The following is a 15,957-nucleotide window of genomic DNA, read 5'->3' as shown; positions in this document are numbered from 1 at the left end:
GCGCAATCACCAGCGCCACGAGTACCATTGCCAGCAGTGCGACTGCCGCACGAATGATGATCGCGTCGCGGCGCTGAACCTGGCCGAACTTGGCCGGCGTTATTTGGCTGGCGACAAAGAGCCGTCGTTTGATTCAAAGAAGCAAAAGAAAGCAAAACGGTCTGGCATGGCCTGACTTGTCGTCAGGGCGTGTCAGCCGCCCTCGGATGTAACCATCGCGTAGGAGTCGTGAGACGTTTGGACTACTGTTTCTCAACGGTATCAAGAGAAGCACCGATCCACTGGGCGTGAGTTGCAAGCTCCCACTTCAACGACTTCGGTCGTAAGTGGGGGTAGTTGACTATATTGTATTGAAAAAGTTGGTATAGACCGCTAAGCCATTAGTACCATTGACGGTGCACATCAAAGACAAACTTGGAATGATCCTTGATAAATTGGGATACGGAGTACTCAAACGCCCGCCCCTTTTGATCATAGGCCGTTTGTTCAATCACCAGCATCGGGCAGTTTAAATCGACCCCCATGGCCTGGCTCGTCTCCGCGTCCGCTGCCTCAGCGTACACCACCCGCCGGGCATCCGTCATCATGATGTTTTTACTCCCCAGGTAGTCGTAAATGGACTTATGTAGGATTTTTTCATCCAATGGCGCAATGCGAGTCGGCATAATGGTGTGTTCAAAACTGTAGTGTTTTCCATTGAGGTAGCGCACCCGTTTGATTTCATACACCGGTTCGTTGGCTTCAATATTGAGATTCTTTTGTTCCAGGGGGGTGGGCAAGCGGGCATCGAAGTGCAGGACCTTGCTGGAAATCTCCTGACTGCGGTGGGAATACGTAACGCCGATGGGTGAATTCAACGGCAAAATTTCATCCGGTGAATCGGCCATGCGCGGCCGGACAAACGTCCCGGCGCCCTGTTTGCTGTACACCAGGCCTTCATCGCCCAGCATCTGCAACACTTTACGCAGTGTCAGCCGGCTGATACTGTACTTCTCTGCGAGTTCCTCTTGGGTAGGCATTAATGAGCCGGCCCGGTAGTGATTGGTCAAAATGTTGTTCTTGATGTCGGTGTAAACTTCGCGATATTTGTACATCCTTGTTCACCTGTTTCTACTTAGTTGGCAAGACTATTGTACCACGTTCGGCAAATTTGTATTGCCATTTAGAAAAATAGTTGTTTACATTTGGCAAAAACGCGTTATAATTTGGAATCGTAAGGAAACGTTTTCTGATAAAAAACAACGCAAGGAGCAAAGTAGCGATGAAATTGAGCATCGACACGATCCAAGAACCACTGCTGAAAGCCTCTGCTTGGGTGCAGGGCAACAGCGTATTGCAAGCCATCAAGAACGCCTTTATTCGGACTATTCCCTTTACAATTGTCGGGTCCTTCTCCAACGTCATCAAAATGCAATTGGACGCCTTCATGAAGGGTCAGCACATTAACAACATTTGGTTAACCAACATCAGCAATTTATTTGGCTATATCAACATGGCGACGCTGGGCATGATCGGGATCATCGTGGTCATTTCATCCGCCTATGCCTACGCCAACGAATTGAAGAATAAGTACAAGGATATGAACCCCTTCTTGGCCACAATCTTGGCCGTCGCCGCTTACTTCGTCATGGTGCCGAACAACGTCAATTATCTGAATCCAAAAGCCAAGGTCGTGGAAGGCTTTGCGACCAGCTTCTTCAACTATGAAGGGATGTTCACGGCTCTGATCGTCGGCATGTTGGCGGTCTTCATTTACGCCAAGATGAGCCGTTCGAAGTTCAAGATCAAGATGCCGGACAGCGTCCCCCAGAACATCTTCGACTCTTTCGCCGCCCTGTTACCCATCACAGCTGTATTGCTCATTTTCGGTACCGCGCGCATCGTCATTCAATCTGTGGGCTATGCTTCATTAGTTCAAATGATTTCCCAAGTCCTCATTAAACCATTGCTCACTGTCGGTACTGGGTTACCAGCCATCTTGATCGTCATCTTAACGGAACAAATCCTCTGGTTCTTGGGTCTGCACGGTTTCAACATTGTCTGGGGGGTGGTATCGGCTTTCTGGCTGCCCATCTTCTTGCAAGACGTGGCCAAATACGCGCATACCCAAAGCTTCAGCGGCATTTCCATCGCCCCCAACACCATGACCAATGTCTACGCCATGATCGGCGGGTCTGGCGCCACATTTGGCTTACTGCTGGCGATGTTGATTTTTACCCATAAGGGCGAAAAGGAACGGGAAATCGCCAAGTTAGGCTTCATCCCCGGCTGTTTCGGGATCAACGAACCCATCATCTTCGGCTTGCCGATTGTGTTGAATCCAATCATGCTGCTGCCTTGGATCTTAGTTCCATTATTAAACGCAATCATCGCGTATGTGGTGACTTCCATTGGTTGGGTAGTGCCGCTGGTCGTCTTGAACTCTGGGAGTGAGCCGATCTTCTTCAGCACCTGGCTCACTGGCGCTTTCCATCTCAGCCCAGTCATCCTTACCGCGGTGTTGGTCGTCATGGATACCCTGTTGTATGCCCCCTTCGTCATCATCAATCAACGCAGTGAACGTGCCCAGGCCGCTAAAGAAGCTGCCGGTGCCGCTGCTTAGAAAGGTCCCTTATCTTGAAGAAAGTCTACGTGATCGCCCATACCCATTGGGATTTGGAATGGTATTTCACCCGTCAACATGCCCGCGTCCAGTTTGCTTACCATATGGACGAAGTACTGCAAGCCTTAGCCACCAATAAGATCGATTATTATTTGGTGGACGGGCAAATGTCGATTCTGGATGATTACCTGCAAACCGCACCAGAAAAACGGTCGCTCATCACCCAGTTTGTCCAGGCCGGCCGGTTGTTTATCGGTCCCTGGTATACGCAAATTGATGAAATGGTCACCTCCGGCGAAGCCATCGTCCGCAACCTGCAGCTCGGTCATCAAGTCGCCCAAGGCTTAGGCGGTGAGATGCCCGTCGGTTACCTGCCGGATTCCTTCGGCCAAGGTCAGGATATGCCGAAGATCTATAACGGCTTCGACATCACCAAGGCCGTCTTCTGGCGGGGGATGCCAAAGGAAAAGTCGGCCCGTTATTTCTACTGGACGAGCGATGACGACTCCCAGGTGCTGGTGGCTAACCTGCGCAACGGTTATCCTGTGGGGACTGAATTGATCGAATCCGATGATTATGCGGCCCTGCTGCATAAGATTAGCTCCGACACGGATTCTAACGACCTGGTCCTGCCCGTGGGCGGTGATCAGCGCCCAGTGGACTTTAATTTGAAAGCCCGCATCGCCGCGGCTAACCAAGCTGTTCCCGAGTACCACCTGGCAGAGAGCACCTATCCGGAATTTTTTGCTCAGCTGCAAAAAAACAAGGACCTGCCCCATTACCAGGGAGAATTTGTGGATGCCAGTACGTCGAAGATCCATCGGGGCATTTATTCTTCCCGGGCTGATCTCAAGCAGATCTACGACCAACTGGAACGGTGCTTAACGGATACGATCGAACCCCTGATGGCCATTGCGCAGTATCACGGTGTTCCGGCAAAACCGGGGATCGTGGCCGATTTATGGAAAACTGTCGCCCGCGGTCAAGCCCACGACTCTTCAGGCGGCTCCAATAGCGATGAAACCAACGACGATATTCGCCACCGCGGCGTCGTGGCGTTGCAATCCGCGGATGCCCTGAAGGCCTACCTGCTGCGTAAACTCAGTAGCCACGTGGCAGCCCCCCTGGACCTGTTCTTCTGGAACCCGGCGCCGACCACGGCCAAGCGAATCTTTACCGCGATTGTGGCCACCCGCCAACCCAGTTTTATTCTACAAAATGCGGCGGGTGAAACCGTGCCGTTTGAAGTCACCCACCAAGAAAAGGTGGACATGGCTGTCATTCGCCATGATCCGCAAACCATGACGCCGGATATTTTTTACAACACCACCGTGGCAATTCCGCTGACGATTCCCGCCACGGACTGGCTCGGGTTGCAAGTCGAGGAACAAAATACCGCACTGGCTTTGCGGCCCGTTCAATCCACGATTGAAAACACATTTTATCAGTTATCCTTCACCGATCACACATTGACGCTGACGGATAAACGGACCGGCCAAGTCTATCCCAATTTCATCACCGTCGAAGATGGCGGAGACGAAGGCGACACGTATGACTACTCCCCCGCTTACCATGATTGGGTCCTCTCATTGGGGTTCGATCAAGCAGACGGCAAAGGACAGCAGGGGACGTATCAAAGTCACCTCTGTTTAACGGGGCACTGGTTAGTCCCGGCCGATTTACAGGCGCGGACAGAGCACCATGCACAAACCGCGATTCCGTATTCAGTGACTTTTACGTTGCAAGCCGATGACCCTACCATCGGCTTCACCGCCGCTTTGGACAACACCGCCAAAGATCATCGGATGCGGCTGGTGCTGCACACAGATGTGGCGGCCAGCGATAGTTTCGCGGACACCCCATTTGGCATGATCCAGCGGCCCGTGGTTGATCCCCATTTACAGGATTGGCAAGCGATTGGCTACAAGGAAGAACCCACAACACTGCGGCCCATGATTCATCTGGCAAACACCCATGACGATCAGCATAGCTGGACCTTCTTGGGCTTAGGTGAAAAAGACTTCCAGATCATTGGTGAACACTTTAATGACTTGGCCATCACCCTTTTCCGCGGCGTCGGCTACCTTGGCCGGCCTGATCTGAAACGTCGCCCAGGCGATGCTTCCGGCCTGCAAACCAAGTATGTGCCGACCCCGGACAGTCAGTTATTAGGCCACCGCGTCTTTAAAGGCGGCATCTGTCTCGATCCCACCTTCTCGCCGGCCGTCCTGCAGGCCCGTCATCACCAGTTGGCCCAGGGTTCACTCTACTTCCAGCAGCAGACGCTGGATCGCTTCACGTCCCCGATTCAGTATTTCCCCATCAATGAAAATCCCCAAGCGTTGGTCCATCACCCACTCCTTGACCTGCATGCGCCAGGCGTGGTCGTCAGCAGTTTAACCGCGACCCAAGACGGCACCGGTTTAGTATTGCGGATCTATAACCCAACGAAAACGACCATCGCGGCACCAGGGACACTGGACTTGATGCAGAATAGTAATATCTGCGCGCTGAATCTGAATGACCGCGTGCGCAGTGTGCTCGCCAGTACCACCAAATCATTGACGCTAGCGGCCATGCGCCCAGGTGAAATTCGGTCCTACGGTATTTACCCCATTCAATAATCCCCCAAAGACACCCTGTGCTCACTGCAGGGTGCCTTGTTGTCAGAAAGGAAACAATCATGATCAATTTAAAGACGGTGGAAAAAAAGCTCGACGATTATGCAGCTCAGCAAACTTTGCCTTCCAAGCGAGCCACGCAACTGTTTCGGCACGTTCTAAATGACGTCATCGCCAAAGCCACCACAGCGAACCTTGACGGCACTTTCTTTGTGGCTACGGGTGATATTCCCGCCATGTGGCTGCGGGATGCCACCTTTCAGATCCTGCCCTACTTGTCTTTAGCCGACGAGATTCCGGAACTGCGCACCATCGCTAAAGGGGTGCTGCGCCAGGAACTGATCTACGTCCAACACGATCCCTACGCCAATGCCTTTAACCAAACTGCCAGCGACGCCCACTGGGCTGAAGACGAGAGCAATATTCCCATCTCACCCTTTGTTTGGGAGCGGAAATTCGAAGTGGATTCGTTGTGCGCCCCATTATTCCTGGCCACGGCAATGCATCAACAAGACCCCACGGATGATTTTTTAGACGACGAGTTCTGGTCGACCCTGGCCGTGATAATCGGTGTTTTCCAACAAGAACAGCACCACGGCGATTCGCCCTATTTCTTTAACCGGTCCACGGGTCCCGCCTCGGATACGTTAAAAAATCATGGGCGCGGCACAGAAGTCGGCGACCCCGGCATGATCTGGAGCGGCTTTCGCCCCAGTGACGATGCCTGTCAATACGGTTATCTGGTACCCAGCAACATGTTCGCCGTCAGTGTACTGCGAGACTTATTACCGCTCATTCCAGACAATCAGCAAATACTCAGCCAGGATACCGCCAAGCTGATTGAAGAAGTGACCGCTGGCATTCAGGAATACGGTGTTGTCACCTTGCCGACTGGGAAAAAGGGGTACGCGTATGAAGTTGACGGCCTGGGCCACGTCAACTTGATGGATGACGCCAATGTCCCTAGTTTATTGAGTCAGCCTTTCCTTGGTTACACCACCTCCGCTGATCCGTTGTACCAAAATACCCGCGCGTTTATTCTAAGTGTTCAAAATCCTTACTATTACTCGGGTCGAATCCTCGAAGGCATCGGCAGCGCCCATACACCCAAAAACTACGTCTGGCCCATCAGCTTAGCCATGGAAGGCCTGACCAGCACCGATCCCCTCGTCCAAGCCGCTCGCCTGGAAGCCATCGCCCTCACCGACAATCGCACCCAACAATGCCACGAAGGCGTCAACGTTGACGATCCCCGTCAGTTCACCCGGGAATGGTTCTCATGGTCGAATATGACCTTTTGCCAGCTTGCGCTAAAGTTACTATCGGCGCCATCAGCGTAGCAGCCGCCCACCGCAAACCACTTAATACCAAAACCGCATTGCTCCCTGTTATACTAAATGAAGCAAACAAAAGAGGAGTGATTTTTGGTGGATTATACGATTTCGCAAGACACCGCTTTTCCCACAGTGACCCTGCATCTGCACAAGGGTGAACAGATTCAGATCGAACGCGGCGCCATGATTGCCCACAACGGTCAGGTCACGCTGGAAGGCCACATGAACAGTAACGGCAAAAAGGGCTTGGGCGGTGTACTCAGCGCCTTGGGCCGGTCCGTCACCAGTGGTGAAAGCTTCTTCATCACCACCGCCACCGGCACCACTGACAATGGTGAATTATTGATCGCCCCGGCGAATCCAGGCGCCATTCGGGAACTCCATACCGATGGTTCCCAACAATGGCGGTTGAATACCAGTGCATACCTGGCTTCCGATGAAGGTACCGGTTATTCAATGGTCCGGCAAAAGCTAGGCAAAGCCGTCTTTGGCGGTACTGGCGGTTTGTTCGTCATGGAAACTGAGGGCAGCGGGACATTCCTAGTTTCTGGTTATGCCGACATTATCACTGTGAATTTACAGGGTAACGACGAATATGTCGTCGACAACAGCAACGTCGTGGCTTGGAGTCAAAGCCTGGACTACAACATTGAAGTGGCCAGTGGCACTTTTGGCTTCAAGACCGGCGAAGGCTTGGTCAACCACTTTAAAGGAACTGGTCAAATTTTGATTCAGACCCGGAGCATCGAAGGTTTGGCGAATTTGCTTTTGCCTTATCTGCCCGATAACAGCAGTAACAATTAACCAAACCATAACCACGGGGCTGGGACAAAATCTTCCCTGATGAGCCGTGCCAAAGCTCCGCAATCTCCGGCTGAAATGGGTGGCGACGCGCAGCTAGTGCGAAGCCGCAGGCGTAGCTAGCTGTGACGGCGGTTTGAGCCCGCAAAGACCGCGGTCTCAAACACGCCTAACCACATCCGCGCGCAAAAAACGCGCGCGGTGTGGTTTCCACAGCTGAGCCCATTTCAGCCTACGATTGCTCCGCATTGGCACTACATCCATCAGGACTCGGATTTTTGTCCAAGCCTCGTTTTATTTTGGAAAGCAGGTGCCCCAGTGATTGAAATTGTCCCCATCAGCACTCAGCAACAAGCGGTAACAGCACTCTTTAGACAGCTTTGGGGATCCACAGAAATGGTGGTCTCCTCCGGCACTTTCGATATTCAGGACTTAGACGGTTTAGTGGCACGACAAGCTGATCGCATCGTGGGTATCATCAGCTATACATGGACCACAAAATGGCTGGAAATTGTGTCACTGGATAGTCTGGTCGAGAATCAAGGCATTGGTTCCCAGTTGTTACAAGCGGCCGAAAAGTTTGCCGGAGAAGATGGCCGGCACCAAGTCAGTCTGATTACCACCAACGATAATTTGCGGGCATTGGGATTTTACCAAAAACGGGGGTATCACTTGACTGAACTATATCCCAATGCTGTTGAGAAAGCCCGGCAGATCAAACCCGAAATACCTCTGCAAGCCGACAACGGTATTCCAATTCGGGACGAATTGCGACTGACCAAAGTGCTGCACTAAGCACCAAAAAAAGGATTGGACCCAATGAATGCGGGTTCCAATCCTTTTTGTATGGCTGAGAAAATTGATTACTGTAAAGTAAGTCCTTCATGGATCTTATCCAAGTTCCACTTCATCATGGTGTAATACGTATCGCCGGTCGTTCCCTCTTTGGCTAGAGAGTCGGTGAAGATTTTGGAATAAATCTTCAGGCCGGTCTCCTTGGCGACTTTATTCATGGATTTAGGTGATACCGATGTTTCCACAAACAAACTCTTCACATCGGACTGGTCAATTTTTGCCAGTACCGATTTCATCTGCTCCGGTGTTCCCTGGGACTCTGTGTTGATCTCCCAGATATAGGCCGGGGTCACATGATAGGCCTTGGCGAAGTACTTGAACGCTCCTTCAGAAGTCACGAGCAATCGTTGTTTTTCCGGAATATCCAAGAACTGCGACTGGGCCGTGGCGTGCAGCTTTTGCAGCTTGGCCACATATTGATCTGAATTCAATTGATAAAATGAGGCATTCTTTGGATCTTTTTCTTTCATCACCTTGGTAATGGTCTGCACATACTTGATCCCATTGGCCAAATCCAACCAGGCATGGGGATCCTCTTCCTTGACATTAGTGGTTAGGTGCTGCGCAGTCACACCCGCACTGGCCGCGAAGACGTCTCGATCAAATTTCTTGTGGGCGGTTTCAACTAATTTATTGAACCAACCGCTGCCGCCGGTTTCCAGATTCAAACCATTGTGGAAAAGAATGTCGGCTTCAGTAGACTTGGAAACATCGGTGGGCCGGGGTTCATATTCGTGGGGATCGGTGCCCCGCTGAACGATACTGTATAGGTCGATCCGGTCCTGCCCAACATTGTGCACCATGTCCTCTAAAATCGAGTTCGTGGTGACAATTCGCAGTTTGCCAGATGCGTTCTGCTGCTCTGCTTTACTGTCCCCACGATTATTCAAGAAAAGGAAGACACCGCCAATCATCATGACGACTGCCACGAAAGTTGCAATAATTCTTTTCATCGGATTAGTGCACCTCCTTGGCCTTTTGCTGTGCACTGATCACAGGCAACTGGCGCGCGTTCTTTTTGGCCTTAGCCGGCGCTCGAAATTTAATGAACGCCTGCTTAGGCGAAAAGATGAACGACACGACGAACAATCCAGCGGCCACTAAGACAATTGCCGGACCTGAAGCCCAGTTTAACGTGTAGCTGAAATACAAGCCGGTGATGGAGGACACCACCCCGACAAGCGCTGAGAGAACCAGCATGGTGGATAGTTTATCCGTCCAAAGATAGGCCGTGGCAGCAGGCGTAATGAGCATGGCCACCACCAAGATAATTCCCACCGTTTGTAACGCGGAAACGGTGACCAGGGTCAGGACCAGCATTAAACCATAATGCAGGACCTGCACATTCAGTCCGTAGGTTTGGGCATACGTGGCATCAAAGGATGTAATCAGCAGTTCTTTATAGAAAGCGACCACGAAGAGCAGCACGATGCCGAGTACCACGGCGGTAGTCATGATGTCGCTATCGCTGACTGCTAGGATGTTACCAAACAAGATATGATGCAGATTGGTGGAGCTTTCTGCCATAGAAATCAAGATGAAACCAAGGGCGTAAAAGGCACTGAACACCACCCCAATGGAGGTATCGGTTTTGATCTTACTATGGGCGGCCACGAAACCGATCAACATAGCCGCTAAGATACCAAATACCGAGGCCCCGATCAACACGTTGATGCCGAGCATATACGCCACGGCCACCCCGGGCAGCACTGCATGGGAGATGGCATCCCCCATCAGAGACATCCCCCGCAGAATAATGAAGCTGCCGATTATTCCGGACATAATGCCGACCATAATCGCTGTAATCAATGCGCTTTGGAGAAAGTCGTACCTGCTTAATGCAGTGAAAAATTCGACAACTGAAGACATTAATGCGCCACTTCCTTTGCTGTAAACAAGACGGAGGAAAGATCTGCGCTGAAGGCCTGCTCAATGTTCTTTGAATTATAGACTGCCTGAACCGGACCGTAATCAATGATGCCATGGTTCATGACCACTAAATCGTCGAAATAGCGGGATACTTTATTTAAGTCATGATGGACGACGATGATCGTTTTACCTTCATCACGCCACTGCTTCAAGATCTTCATGATCGCGGTTTCGCTTTGCAAATCAATACCCACGAATGGTTCGTCGAGGATGATAATTTCCGCTTGCTGCACAATGGCCCGGGCGACAAACACCCGCTGTAACTGACCACCGGAGAGATTGCCGATTTGCCGCTGGGCATACTCTTCTAATCCCACCTGGGCCAAAGCCGAGCGGGTTTCTTCCTGTTCTTTCTTGCCAGGATTTCTGAATAATCCTAACCGGCCGTATGTGCCGGTTTCCGTCAGCGTGAAGACATCCACGGGAAATGTAAGATCCAGATCTTTACGCTGTTCCACGTAAGCAATTTGTTTTTGAAAATGTTTGAGCGGTTCACCGTCGTATTCGGCGGCGCCGCTTTGGCTTTTGACCAAGCCGAGAATGGCCTTGATCAGGGTTGATTTTCCTGCACCATTGGGTCCAATAATGCCAGTGATTTTGCCCTTGTTAAATGTTACGGCAACATCAGCAAACACTGGTGTGTCATCGTACGCCACGGTGAGGTCGGTAATTGCAAGCATATATACCTCCTCCGTTTTAGGAGAGACTAAATTCTCTCTAACCACAGTCTACATGATAATTAGGCACTATTCAAGCTTTTGTTAGTCGTGCCTAATTATTATTGTGAACACTTGGCCAAAGCGGTAAAATAACCGTCATTTTTCGTTATCATCAGGCGTTTGGGCGCATTCTCGCTTTACACCACAAAAAAACGGTGTTACAACGTGGGTGTTTAAGGAAACAGAAACAAACAATAATAAACATAAATAAACATACTAAGGAGTGCTTCACGATGGATGTTGTGATTGGTGCAGATAAAGATGGTTTCGACATGAAGGAACAGGTCAAGAAGTATTTGCAAGAACGCCATTATCATGTGCTTGATGTGACGCCAAAACCCGCCAGCGACTTTGTGGATTCCGCTTTGGCGGTCACCAAAGAAGTCATGAGCGGCAAAGCGCATAAAGGCATCATGTTTGACCGTTACGGCATTGGGTCCATGATGGCTGCCACCAAGGTCAAGGGCATGGTGGCGACGAATGTGGGTGACGAAACCGCCGCCCACCAAACGGCTGAACATAATGGGGCTAAAGCCATTGCCATTGGCACCGGACTGATCGGGATCGATCGGGCACTGGGTCTGATCCAACGATACTTGGACGCTGAGTATGTGGACGGCCGTCATCAAGTTCGTTTGGACATGTTAGCCAAAATGATTTAGATTCGGAAGACTGCGAAAGGAAGCTAATCAGCATGATTATTTCTCTTGGCAATGATCATATTGTGACTTATGCAAAGATTCAGATTTCCAATTTCTTGAAAAAAGCAGGTTATCAAGTGATTGACGAAGGAACTTATGATACCACTCGGACGCACTATCCAATCTATGGTAAGCGGGTCGCCGAAGACGTCGCAGACGGCCGCGCTGATCTGGGCATCGTCCTCTGTGGTGACGGCAGCGGCATCACAATGGGCGCTAACAAAAACGAAGGCGTCCGAGCGGCTATGGCTAATGACGCCACTGGCGCCAAGTATGCGCGCGAACAATTGAACGCCAATGTCTTAGGCTTTGGCGGGGCCAGCGTCGGTATCCACTTAGCCTTTGACATGGTCACTGCTTTTCTGGATGCCACTTACAAAGAGACCCCAGAAAACGCCGCAATCATCAAGAAGATCGACAGCATTGCCACGCCCAATCCGGATCAAAAAGATAATCCGCACTTTTTTGATGAAGAAAACGAAAAATGGGCTGAAGGAGTTTACCACGATTAATCTGTTCAGCGATGAGTGTCATCCACCCAAAAAATTCGACAACCAATTTTTCTCATGACTCGCCACGACTCTCATCAGTATCCAATTGGCTGCTGATCGCCAAAAGGCGCTTGGATCAAAGTATGTTTTGACTTTGACCCAAGCGCCCTTTTGTATTGAATAATGGCTTACCGGATTACTTTGCAGCCCGAACCAATGGGTACACTGCGCCGATCAGTCCGGCATCATTACGCAAGCCGGCGGCTTTGATGGTCCCCAACGCTTTATCCCGAATGAAGTTTAAGCTTTGGTGGCGCGTAATGTATTCGCTGAGTTTATCCTGCAGGTTCTCCATAAACCGGTCATTGGCACTGATCCCACCGCCAATCAAAATAACTTCTGGATCGAAGTTCGCAAACAAATTGATTAGCATTACGGCTAACTGGCTGTAAAAATCATCGACGATCGGTTCCGCAATCGGATCTTTGTCCTCAGCCAATTGGAGAATTTGGCGCGCATCGGTGACCTTGGCATCATCCGGGAAGACCAGCTTTGCCGACGCATTATACCGGCGAGTCAAACCGTCGACCACTGCCGCATTTTTATTGAGTGAAGAAAATTCCAGATCCTGAGTCAAGTCCGGTTCCTGGGTGACATTCCAGCCGAATTCACCGGCCATCCCGTGGGCACCGCGGTAAACCTGACCATTGATCACAATCCCGCCGCCGATGCCGGTACCCAGGACGATACAAATATAGTTGTCGATACCCTGGGCGTTACCCAACCACCGTTCGGCGATGGCCGCTGCGTTGGCATCATTCTCCACTTTCACCGGCAAGCCAGTTTGGTCTGCCAGAGTTTTGGCCAACGGAAAATCATACAGCTCCCGTAAGGCCCCGCCGGTCACCATGTAACCATCTCGCCGCACAATGCCGGGCGCAGAGATGCCGATCCCAGTCACGGTATGGTGCTGTCTGAAGCGCTCCACCACTTTAGCCATCCCGGCCAAGATGTCTGCCCTCGGTTTCGGGGTCTCGAAGGCCCCTTTTTCACTGATCTGACCATCACTATTCACAATGCCGTACTTAATGGATGTCCCGCCAATGTCAAACGCAATAAATTCTGTCATGTTTAACTCCCCCGTATTATGGTAAGTAAGCGTTTTTAAAAGTCATATTGAGCATACCGAGAATACTGGCCGGAGGCAACGGCATGGCTTGGATAAAAAACGAATTGATGAAAAAGAAACAGTCTGTTTAGCGGTATGGCCAAACAGACTGTTCCAATATTTGATCAGATAAAATTAACGGTTGATCGACCGAGCCATCCGTTGAATCGCGTGGCGTTCACCACGAATGGCTTTGCTTAACGCATAGATATTCTCAAACGGCGATTGAATGCCCCAAGCGGCATCACCGATGTGCTGAATATCGACGCCATTGATCTTGTTGCGGACAGCGACATTCTCAATATAATGCGCGCCAGAACCTTCTTGACTGGTACCGATCGTGCTCATTACTAATGTGTCATGGGCATGGGCCAGCTTCACCACAGCTTGGATTTCACCATCCGTCAGGCCAGGAACTGTGCCCACTGCTGGTACCAAGATCACGTCCGCGCCCGCATCCAAGAATGCCTGCACAGCGTCCAGACTGACCACTGGTTCATTCACACCGGCACCGTGCATCTTGCCTGCAATCACCAGACCGCTGAAGACTTCCTTGGCCACCTTGACATTGGCTGCAATCTGAGCATTAGTCACGCCAGTACCTGGATTCCCGGTTAAGCAGACAAAGTTGAAGCCCAGTTTTTCTGCTTCCATCAATGTCTTCCGACTGGACATCCGACCTTCGGGAATCGTCAGGCGTGTTTCGGACATATCGGCATTAACATCGACCGGTTCTAAGTTCACACCGATGGGCCGACCCACCAAGTGTTGCAGCCGCTTGATGCTTTGACCGTCGTCATGGGCCACAGCCCCTTCATTCGGATAGAGACCGAAAATGGCCGGGTGCAACACATCTAAACCGTTCAATAGGATGAGGTCGGCACCAAAAGCGGCGGCCACTTCCGAAGTCGTTAAACCGTCACCGACTTCATGGCCAGTCACATTTTCACTTAAAACGACCCGGCCTTCGCTGGCTTTAATGCTTTGTTTCAATTCAGCGGCCTTCATTTGCAATACTTCACTCGTGTTGGCACTAATCAATCGTGTTGTCATGAACTTACATAGCTCCTTTAATTAGCTCTTTCTTCCGCGGCAATCTTAGTAAGATCCTCTCCTGCTTCTTCTAACCGTTGCTGTTTATTCAAGTTAAGCAGGAACGGCATATAAATCAGCACATCCAGGACGATGTTCAATGCTTGCAGTACACAGGCGGTCCAGGAACTGGTGGCTAAGAAGCCAGAAATGATTGGCGGCATGGTCCAGTTGGGCATTACCCCCGTGGGCAGCGGCACCCAGCCAAAGTACATCGCCGAATACGTGGTCACCGCGTTAATAATGGGCGCCAAGATGAACGGAATCAATAGCGTGGTGTTCAATACCACTGGTAAGCCAAACATCGTCGGTTCATTAATGTTGAACAGCCCAGGGGTAATGGTCAGTGGCGCCAATACTTCCAACTGTTTACTGGAACGGCGCATGAAGACCAGGATACCAATGGCCAACACCAGCCCTAATGTGGCACCGCCACCGCCCATATAGACAAAGTTGTCGATGAACGGAGAAGTGACAATGTGCCCACCATTGCTCAGACTTAATTTACCGCTTTGGTGCAGCACCCGGTTGGCATCAGTGTTCATTAACCAGATTGGCGAAATGATCGTGTTGACCACATTCCCGCCATGAATTCCGACGAACCAGAACAGACTGTTTAACGCAATGGCCACTGCGGTACCGGGCAATGTATCGCCTAGTAAGCCCAACGGTTTGGCAAAGATATGCAGCAGCATATCATGAATGTTGCCCCAACCGGTCCAAACGAACAGGGCATAAATGGCACCCCAGAGGGTGATGATCACTGCCCCGGGAATCAACGCCGAGAAACTAGCCGAAATTGCAGGGGGTACTGCATCCGGCATTTTGATCCGAATATCGTGATTGATGAACCACTGGAAGATACCACCGGCCACCAGACCAATAATAATGGCAATGAACAAACCCTTACTGCCCAAATACCCATAAGGCATGCCTTCCAGCGGTGCCTTGCCGCCGGTGAAAATGCTCGGGGTCACGACGAAGAATGAGGCTACCGCAATGATCCCTGCGGATTTGCCATCTGTATGAAATTGTTCGGCGTAACTCGAAGCAATCCCGAAGGCCCCGACAACACCCAACAGTCCGAATGAACCATTGACAATCTTATTAAAGATCGCAGCAATTGACACATTGTTAATTTGCGTATTGGCGAAGAAGTCGGTCATCGCCGTAATCGGGAAACTACCTAAAATCAAGAACAATGACCCAATGATAATTAAGGGCATCGATAATGCAATACCGTCACGAATGGCAATCAACGGTTTAAAGCCGCCCAGCTTGATCGCCACCGGCATCAACCACTTCTCAATGAAGCCATTGATCCCGCCAGATTTCTTGTCTGCCATAACTCTTTCCTCCTAATAACAGGCGTGAAACACGCCGATCCAAAAACTCGGTGATGTTTACTCTTGCAGACCACATGTTTTTGTACATGCAGTCATCATTGACTGGTTTTGGCCAAAAACACAGTCGTCAGAATTAGTCCATCGTGTATCCGCGCGATACACAAAAATCCTTCGCGAAAGAAAAAAATTTCTGGTACAAAATAATTGTATCAGCTTGTCACGGGTTTAGTATAGCCCTTTCACACAGAAAATGTAAGCGCTTATTCACGTGCTGCAATTGGTTATGGGTCAATAAAGA

14 protein-coding genes are annotated in these 15,957 nt (G+C 50.6%); 7 read left to right on the top strand and 7 right to left on the bottom strand.

What is annotated here, in order from left to right; all coding sequences use genetic code 11:
• Positions 1–380: 380 nt before the first annotated feature.
• A complete protein-coding gene (locus FD09_RS02235) occupies positions 381–1,094 on the bottom strand; it encodes a GntR family transcriptional regulator (protein WP_057817824.1) in 714 nt (237 codons plus the stop codon).
• Positions 1,095–1,261: 167 nt separating this feature from the next.
• Between FD09_RS02235 and FD09_RS02230 the strand changes: the two genes are divergently transcribed.
• The 5 genes from FD09_RS02230 to FD09_RS02210 all read left to right on the top strand — a co-directional run bounded on the left by FD09_RS02230 (position 1,262) and on the right by FD09_RS02210 (position 8,153).
• A complete protein-coding gene (locus tag FD09_RS02230; RefSeq protein WP_057817822.1) occupies positions 1,262–2,602 on the top strand; it encodes a PTS sugar transporter subunit IIC in 1,341 nt (446 codons plus the stop codon).
• 14 nt (positions 2,603–2,616) lie between these two features.
• On the top strand, positions 2,617–5,226 hold the full coding sequence (locus FD09_RS02225; RefSeq protein ID WP_057817820.1) for a glycoside hydrolase family 38 N-terminal domain-containing protein: 2,610 nt from the start codon (positions 2,617–2,619) through the stop codon (positions 5,224–5,226).
• A 59-nt stretch (positions 5,227–5,285) separates the two neighbouring features.
• Entirely contained in the window at positions 5,286–6,563 is a 1,278-nt protein-coding gene (locus FD09_RS02220) for a glycoside hydrolase family 125 protein (RefSeq protein WP_057817818.1), read from the top strand.
• Positions 6,564–6,650: 87 nt separating this feature from the next.
• The gene (locus FD09_RS02215) at positions 6,651–7,361 is read left to right on the top strand and encodes a TIGR00266 family protein (protein ID WP_057817882.1); all 711 of its coding nucleotides are present in this window, start codon (positions 6,651–6,653) and stop codon (positions 7,359–7,361) included.
• A gap of 318 nt (positions 7,362–7,679) precedes the next feature.
• The gene (locus FD09_RS02210) at positions 7,680–8,153 is read left to right on the top strand and encodes a GNAT family N-acetyltransferase (RefSeq protein WP_057817880.1); all 474 of its coding nucleotides are present in this window, start codon (positions 7,680–7,682) and stop codon (positions 8,151–8,153) included.
• Positions 8,154–8,221: 68 nt separating this feature from the next.
• On the opposite strand, the gene FD09_RS02205 is transcribed toward FD09_RS02210, so the two are convergent.
• Genes FD09_RS02205 through FD09_RS02195 form a run of 3 tightly spaced genes read right to left on the bottom strand, consistent with a single transcriptional unit; the run spans position 8,222 to position 10,822 of the window.
• On the bottom strand, positions 8,222–9,166 hold the full coding sequence (locus tag FD09_RS02205; protein ID WP_057817816.1) for a metal ABC transporter solute-binding protein, Zn/Mn family: 945 nt from the start codon (positions 9,164–9,166) through the stop codon (positions 8,222–8,224).
• A 4-nt stretch (positions 9,167–9,170) separates the two neighbouring features.
• The gene (locus tag FD09_RS02200; protein ID WP_057817814.1) at positions 9,171–10,082 is read right to left on the bottom strand and encodes a metal ABC transporter permease; all 912 of its coding nucleotides are present in this window, start codon (positions 10,080–10,082) and stop codon (positions 9,171–9,173) included.
• Positions 10,082–10,822, bottom strand: a complete 741-nt coding sequence (locus FD09_RS02195; protein WP_057817811.1) for a metal ABC transporter ATP-binding protein — start codon at positions 10,820–10,822, stop codon at positions 10,082–10,084. The genes FD09_RS02200 and FD09_RS02195 overlap by 1 nt, the downstream gene beginning before the upstream one ends.
• Before the next feature lie 272 nt (positions 10,823–11,094).
• On the opposite strand from FD09_RS02195, the gene lacA reads away from it, so the two are divergent.
• The gene (gene lacA, locus FD09_RS02190; protein ID WP_057817809.1) at positions 11,095–11,523 is read left to right on the top strand and encodes a galactose-6-phosphate isomerase subunit LacA; all 429 of its coding nucleotides are present in this window, start codon (positions 11,095–11,097) and stop codon (positions 11,521–11,523) included.
• A gap of 32 nt (positions 11,524–11,555) precedes the next feature.
• The gene (gene lacB / locus FD09_RS02185; RefSeq protein WP_057817806.1) at positions 11,556–12,074 is read left to right on the top strand and encodes a galactose-6-phosphate isomerase subunit LacB; all 519 of its coding nucleotides are present in this window, start codon (positions 11,556–11,558) and stop codon (positions 12,072–12,074) included.
• A gap of 175 nt (positions 12,075–12,249) precedes the next feature.
• Here lacB and FD09_RS02180 read toward each other — a convergent pair whose 3' ends face one another.
• The 3 genes from FD09_RS02180 to FD09_RS02170 form a co-directional block, all read right to left on the bottom strand.
• On the bottom strand, positions 12,250–13,182 hold the full coding sequence (locus FD09_RS02180) for an ROK family protein (protein ID WP_057817804.1): 933 nt from the start codon (positions 13,180–13,182) through the stop codon (positions 12,250–12,252).
• Positions 13,183–13,356: 174 nt separating this feature from the next.
• Complete coding sequence (locus FD09_RS02175; RefSeq protein ID WP_057817802.1) at positions 13,357–14,274, bottom strand: DUF7916 family protein; 918 nt, start codon at positions 14,272–14,274, stop codon at positions 13,357–13,359.
• Between the two features lie 17 nt (positions 14,275–14,291).
• Positions 14,292–15,659 (bottom strand): PTS sugar transporter subunit IIC, encoded by a 1,368-nt coding sequence (locus tag FD09_RS02170; RefSeq protein WP_057817800.1) that lies wholly within the window; start codon positions 15,657–15,659, stop codon positions 14,292–14,294.
• Positions 15,660–15,957: the final 298 nt, after the last annotated feature.

Origin of the sequence: Schleiferilactobacillus perolens DSM 12744 (genome assembly GCF_001435585.1) — a bacterium.
In the GTDB taxonomy this organism is placed as follows: Bacteria; Bacillota; Bacilli; order Lactobacillales; family Lactobacillaceae; genus Schleiferilactobacillus; species Schleiferilactobacillus perolens.
This window is presented reverse-complemented; position numbering and strand designations above follow the sequence as displayed.

Coding starts and splice junctions, on each gene's coding strand:
- FD09_RS02235 (WP_057817824.1), bottom strand. CDS start 1,094: ATGTACAAATATCGCGAAGTTTACACCGACATCAAGAACAACATTTTG.
- FD09_RS02230 (WP_057817822.1), top strand. CDS start 1,262: ATGAAATTGAGCATCGACACGATCCAAGAACCACTGCTGAAAGCCTCT.
- FD09_RS02220 (WP_057817818.1), top strand. CDS start 5,286: ATGATCAATTTAAAGACGGTGGAAAAAAAGCTCGACGATTATGCAGCT.
- FD09_RS02205 (WP_057817816.1), bottom strand. CDS start 9,166: ATGAAAAGAATTATTGCAACTTTCGTGGCAGTCGTCATGATGATTGGC.
- FD09_RS02200 (WP_057817814.1), bottom strand. CDS start 10,082: ATGTCTTCAGTTGTCGAATTTTTCACTGCATTAAGCAGGTACGACTTT.
- FD09_RS02195 (WP_057817811.1), bottom strand. CDS start 10,822: ATGCTTGCAATTACCGACCTCACCGTGGCGTACGATGACACACCAGTG.
- lacA (WP_057817809.1), top strand. CDS start 11,095: ATGGATGTTGTGATTGGTGCAGATAAAGATGGTTTCGACATGAAGGAA.
- lacB (WP_057817806.1), top strand. CDS start 11,556: ATGATTATTTCTCTTGGCAATGATCATATTGTGACTTATGCAAAGATT.
- FD09_RS02180 (WP_057817804.1), bottom strand. CDS start 13,182: ATGACAGAATTTATTGCGTTTGACATTGGCGGGACATCCATTAAGTAC.
- FD09_RS02175 (WP_057817802.1), bottom strand. CDS start 14,274: ATGACAACACGATTGATTAGTGCCAACACGAGTGAAGTATTGCAAATG.
- FD09_RS02170 (WP_057817800.1), bottom strand. CDS start 15,659: ATGGCAGACAAGAAATCTGGCGGGATCAATGGCTTCATTGAGAAGTGG.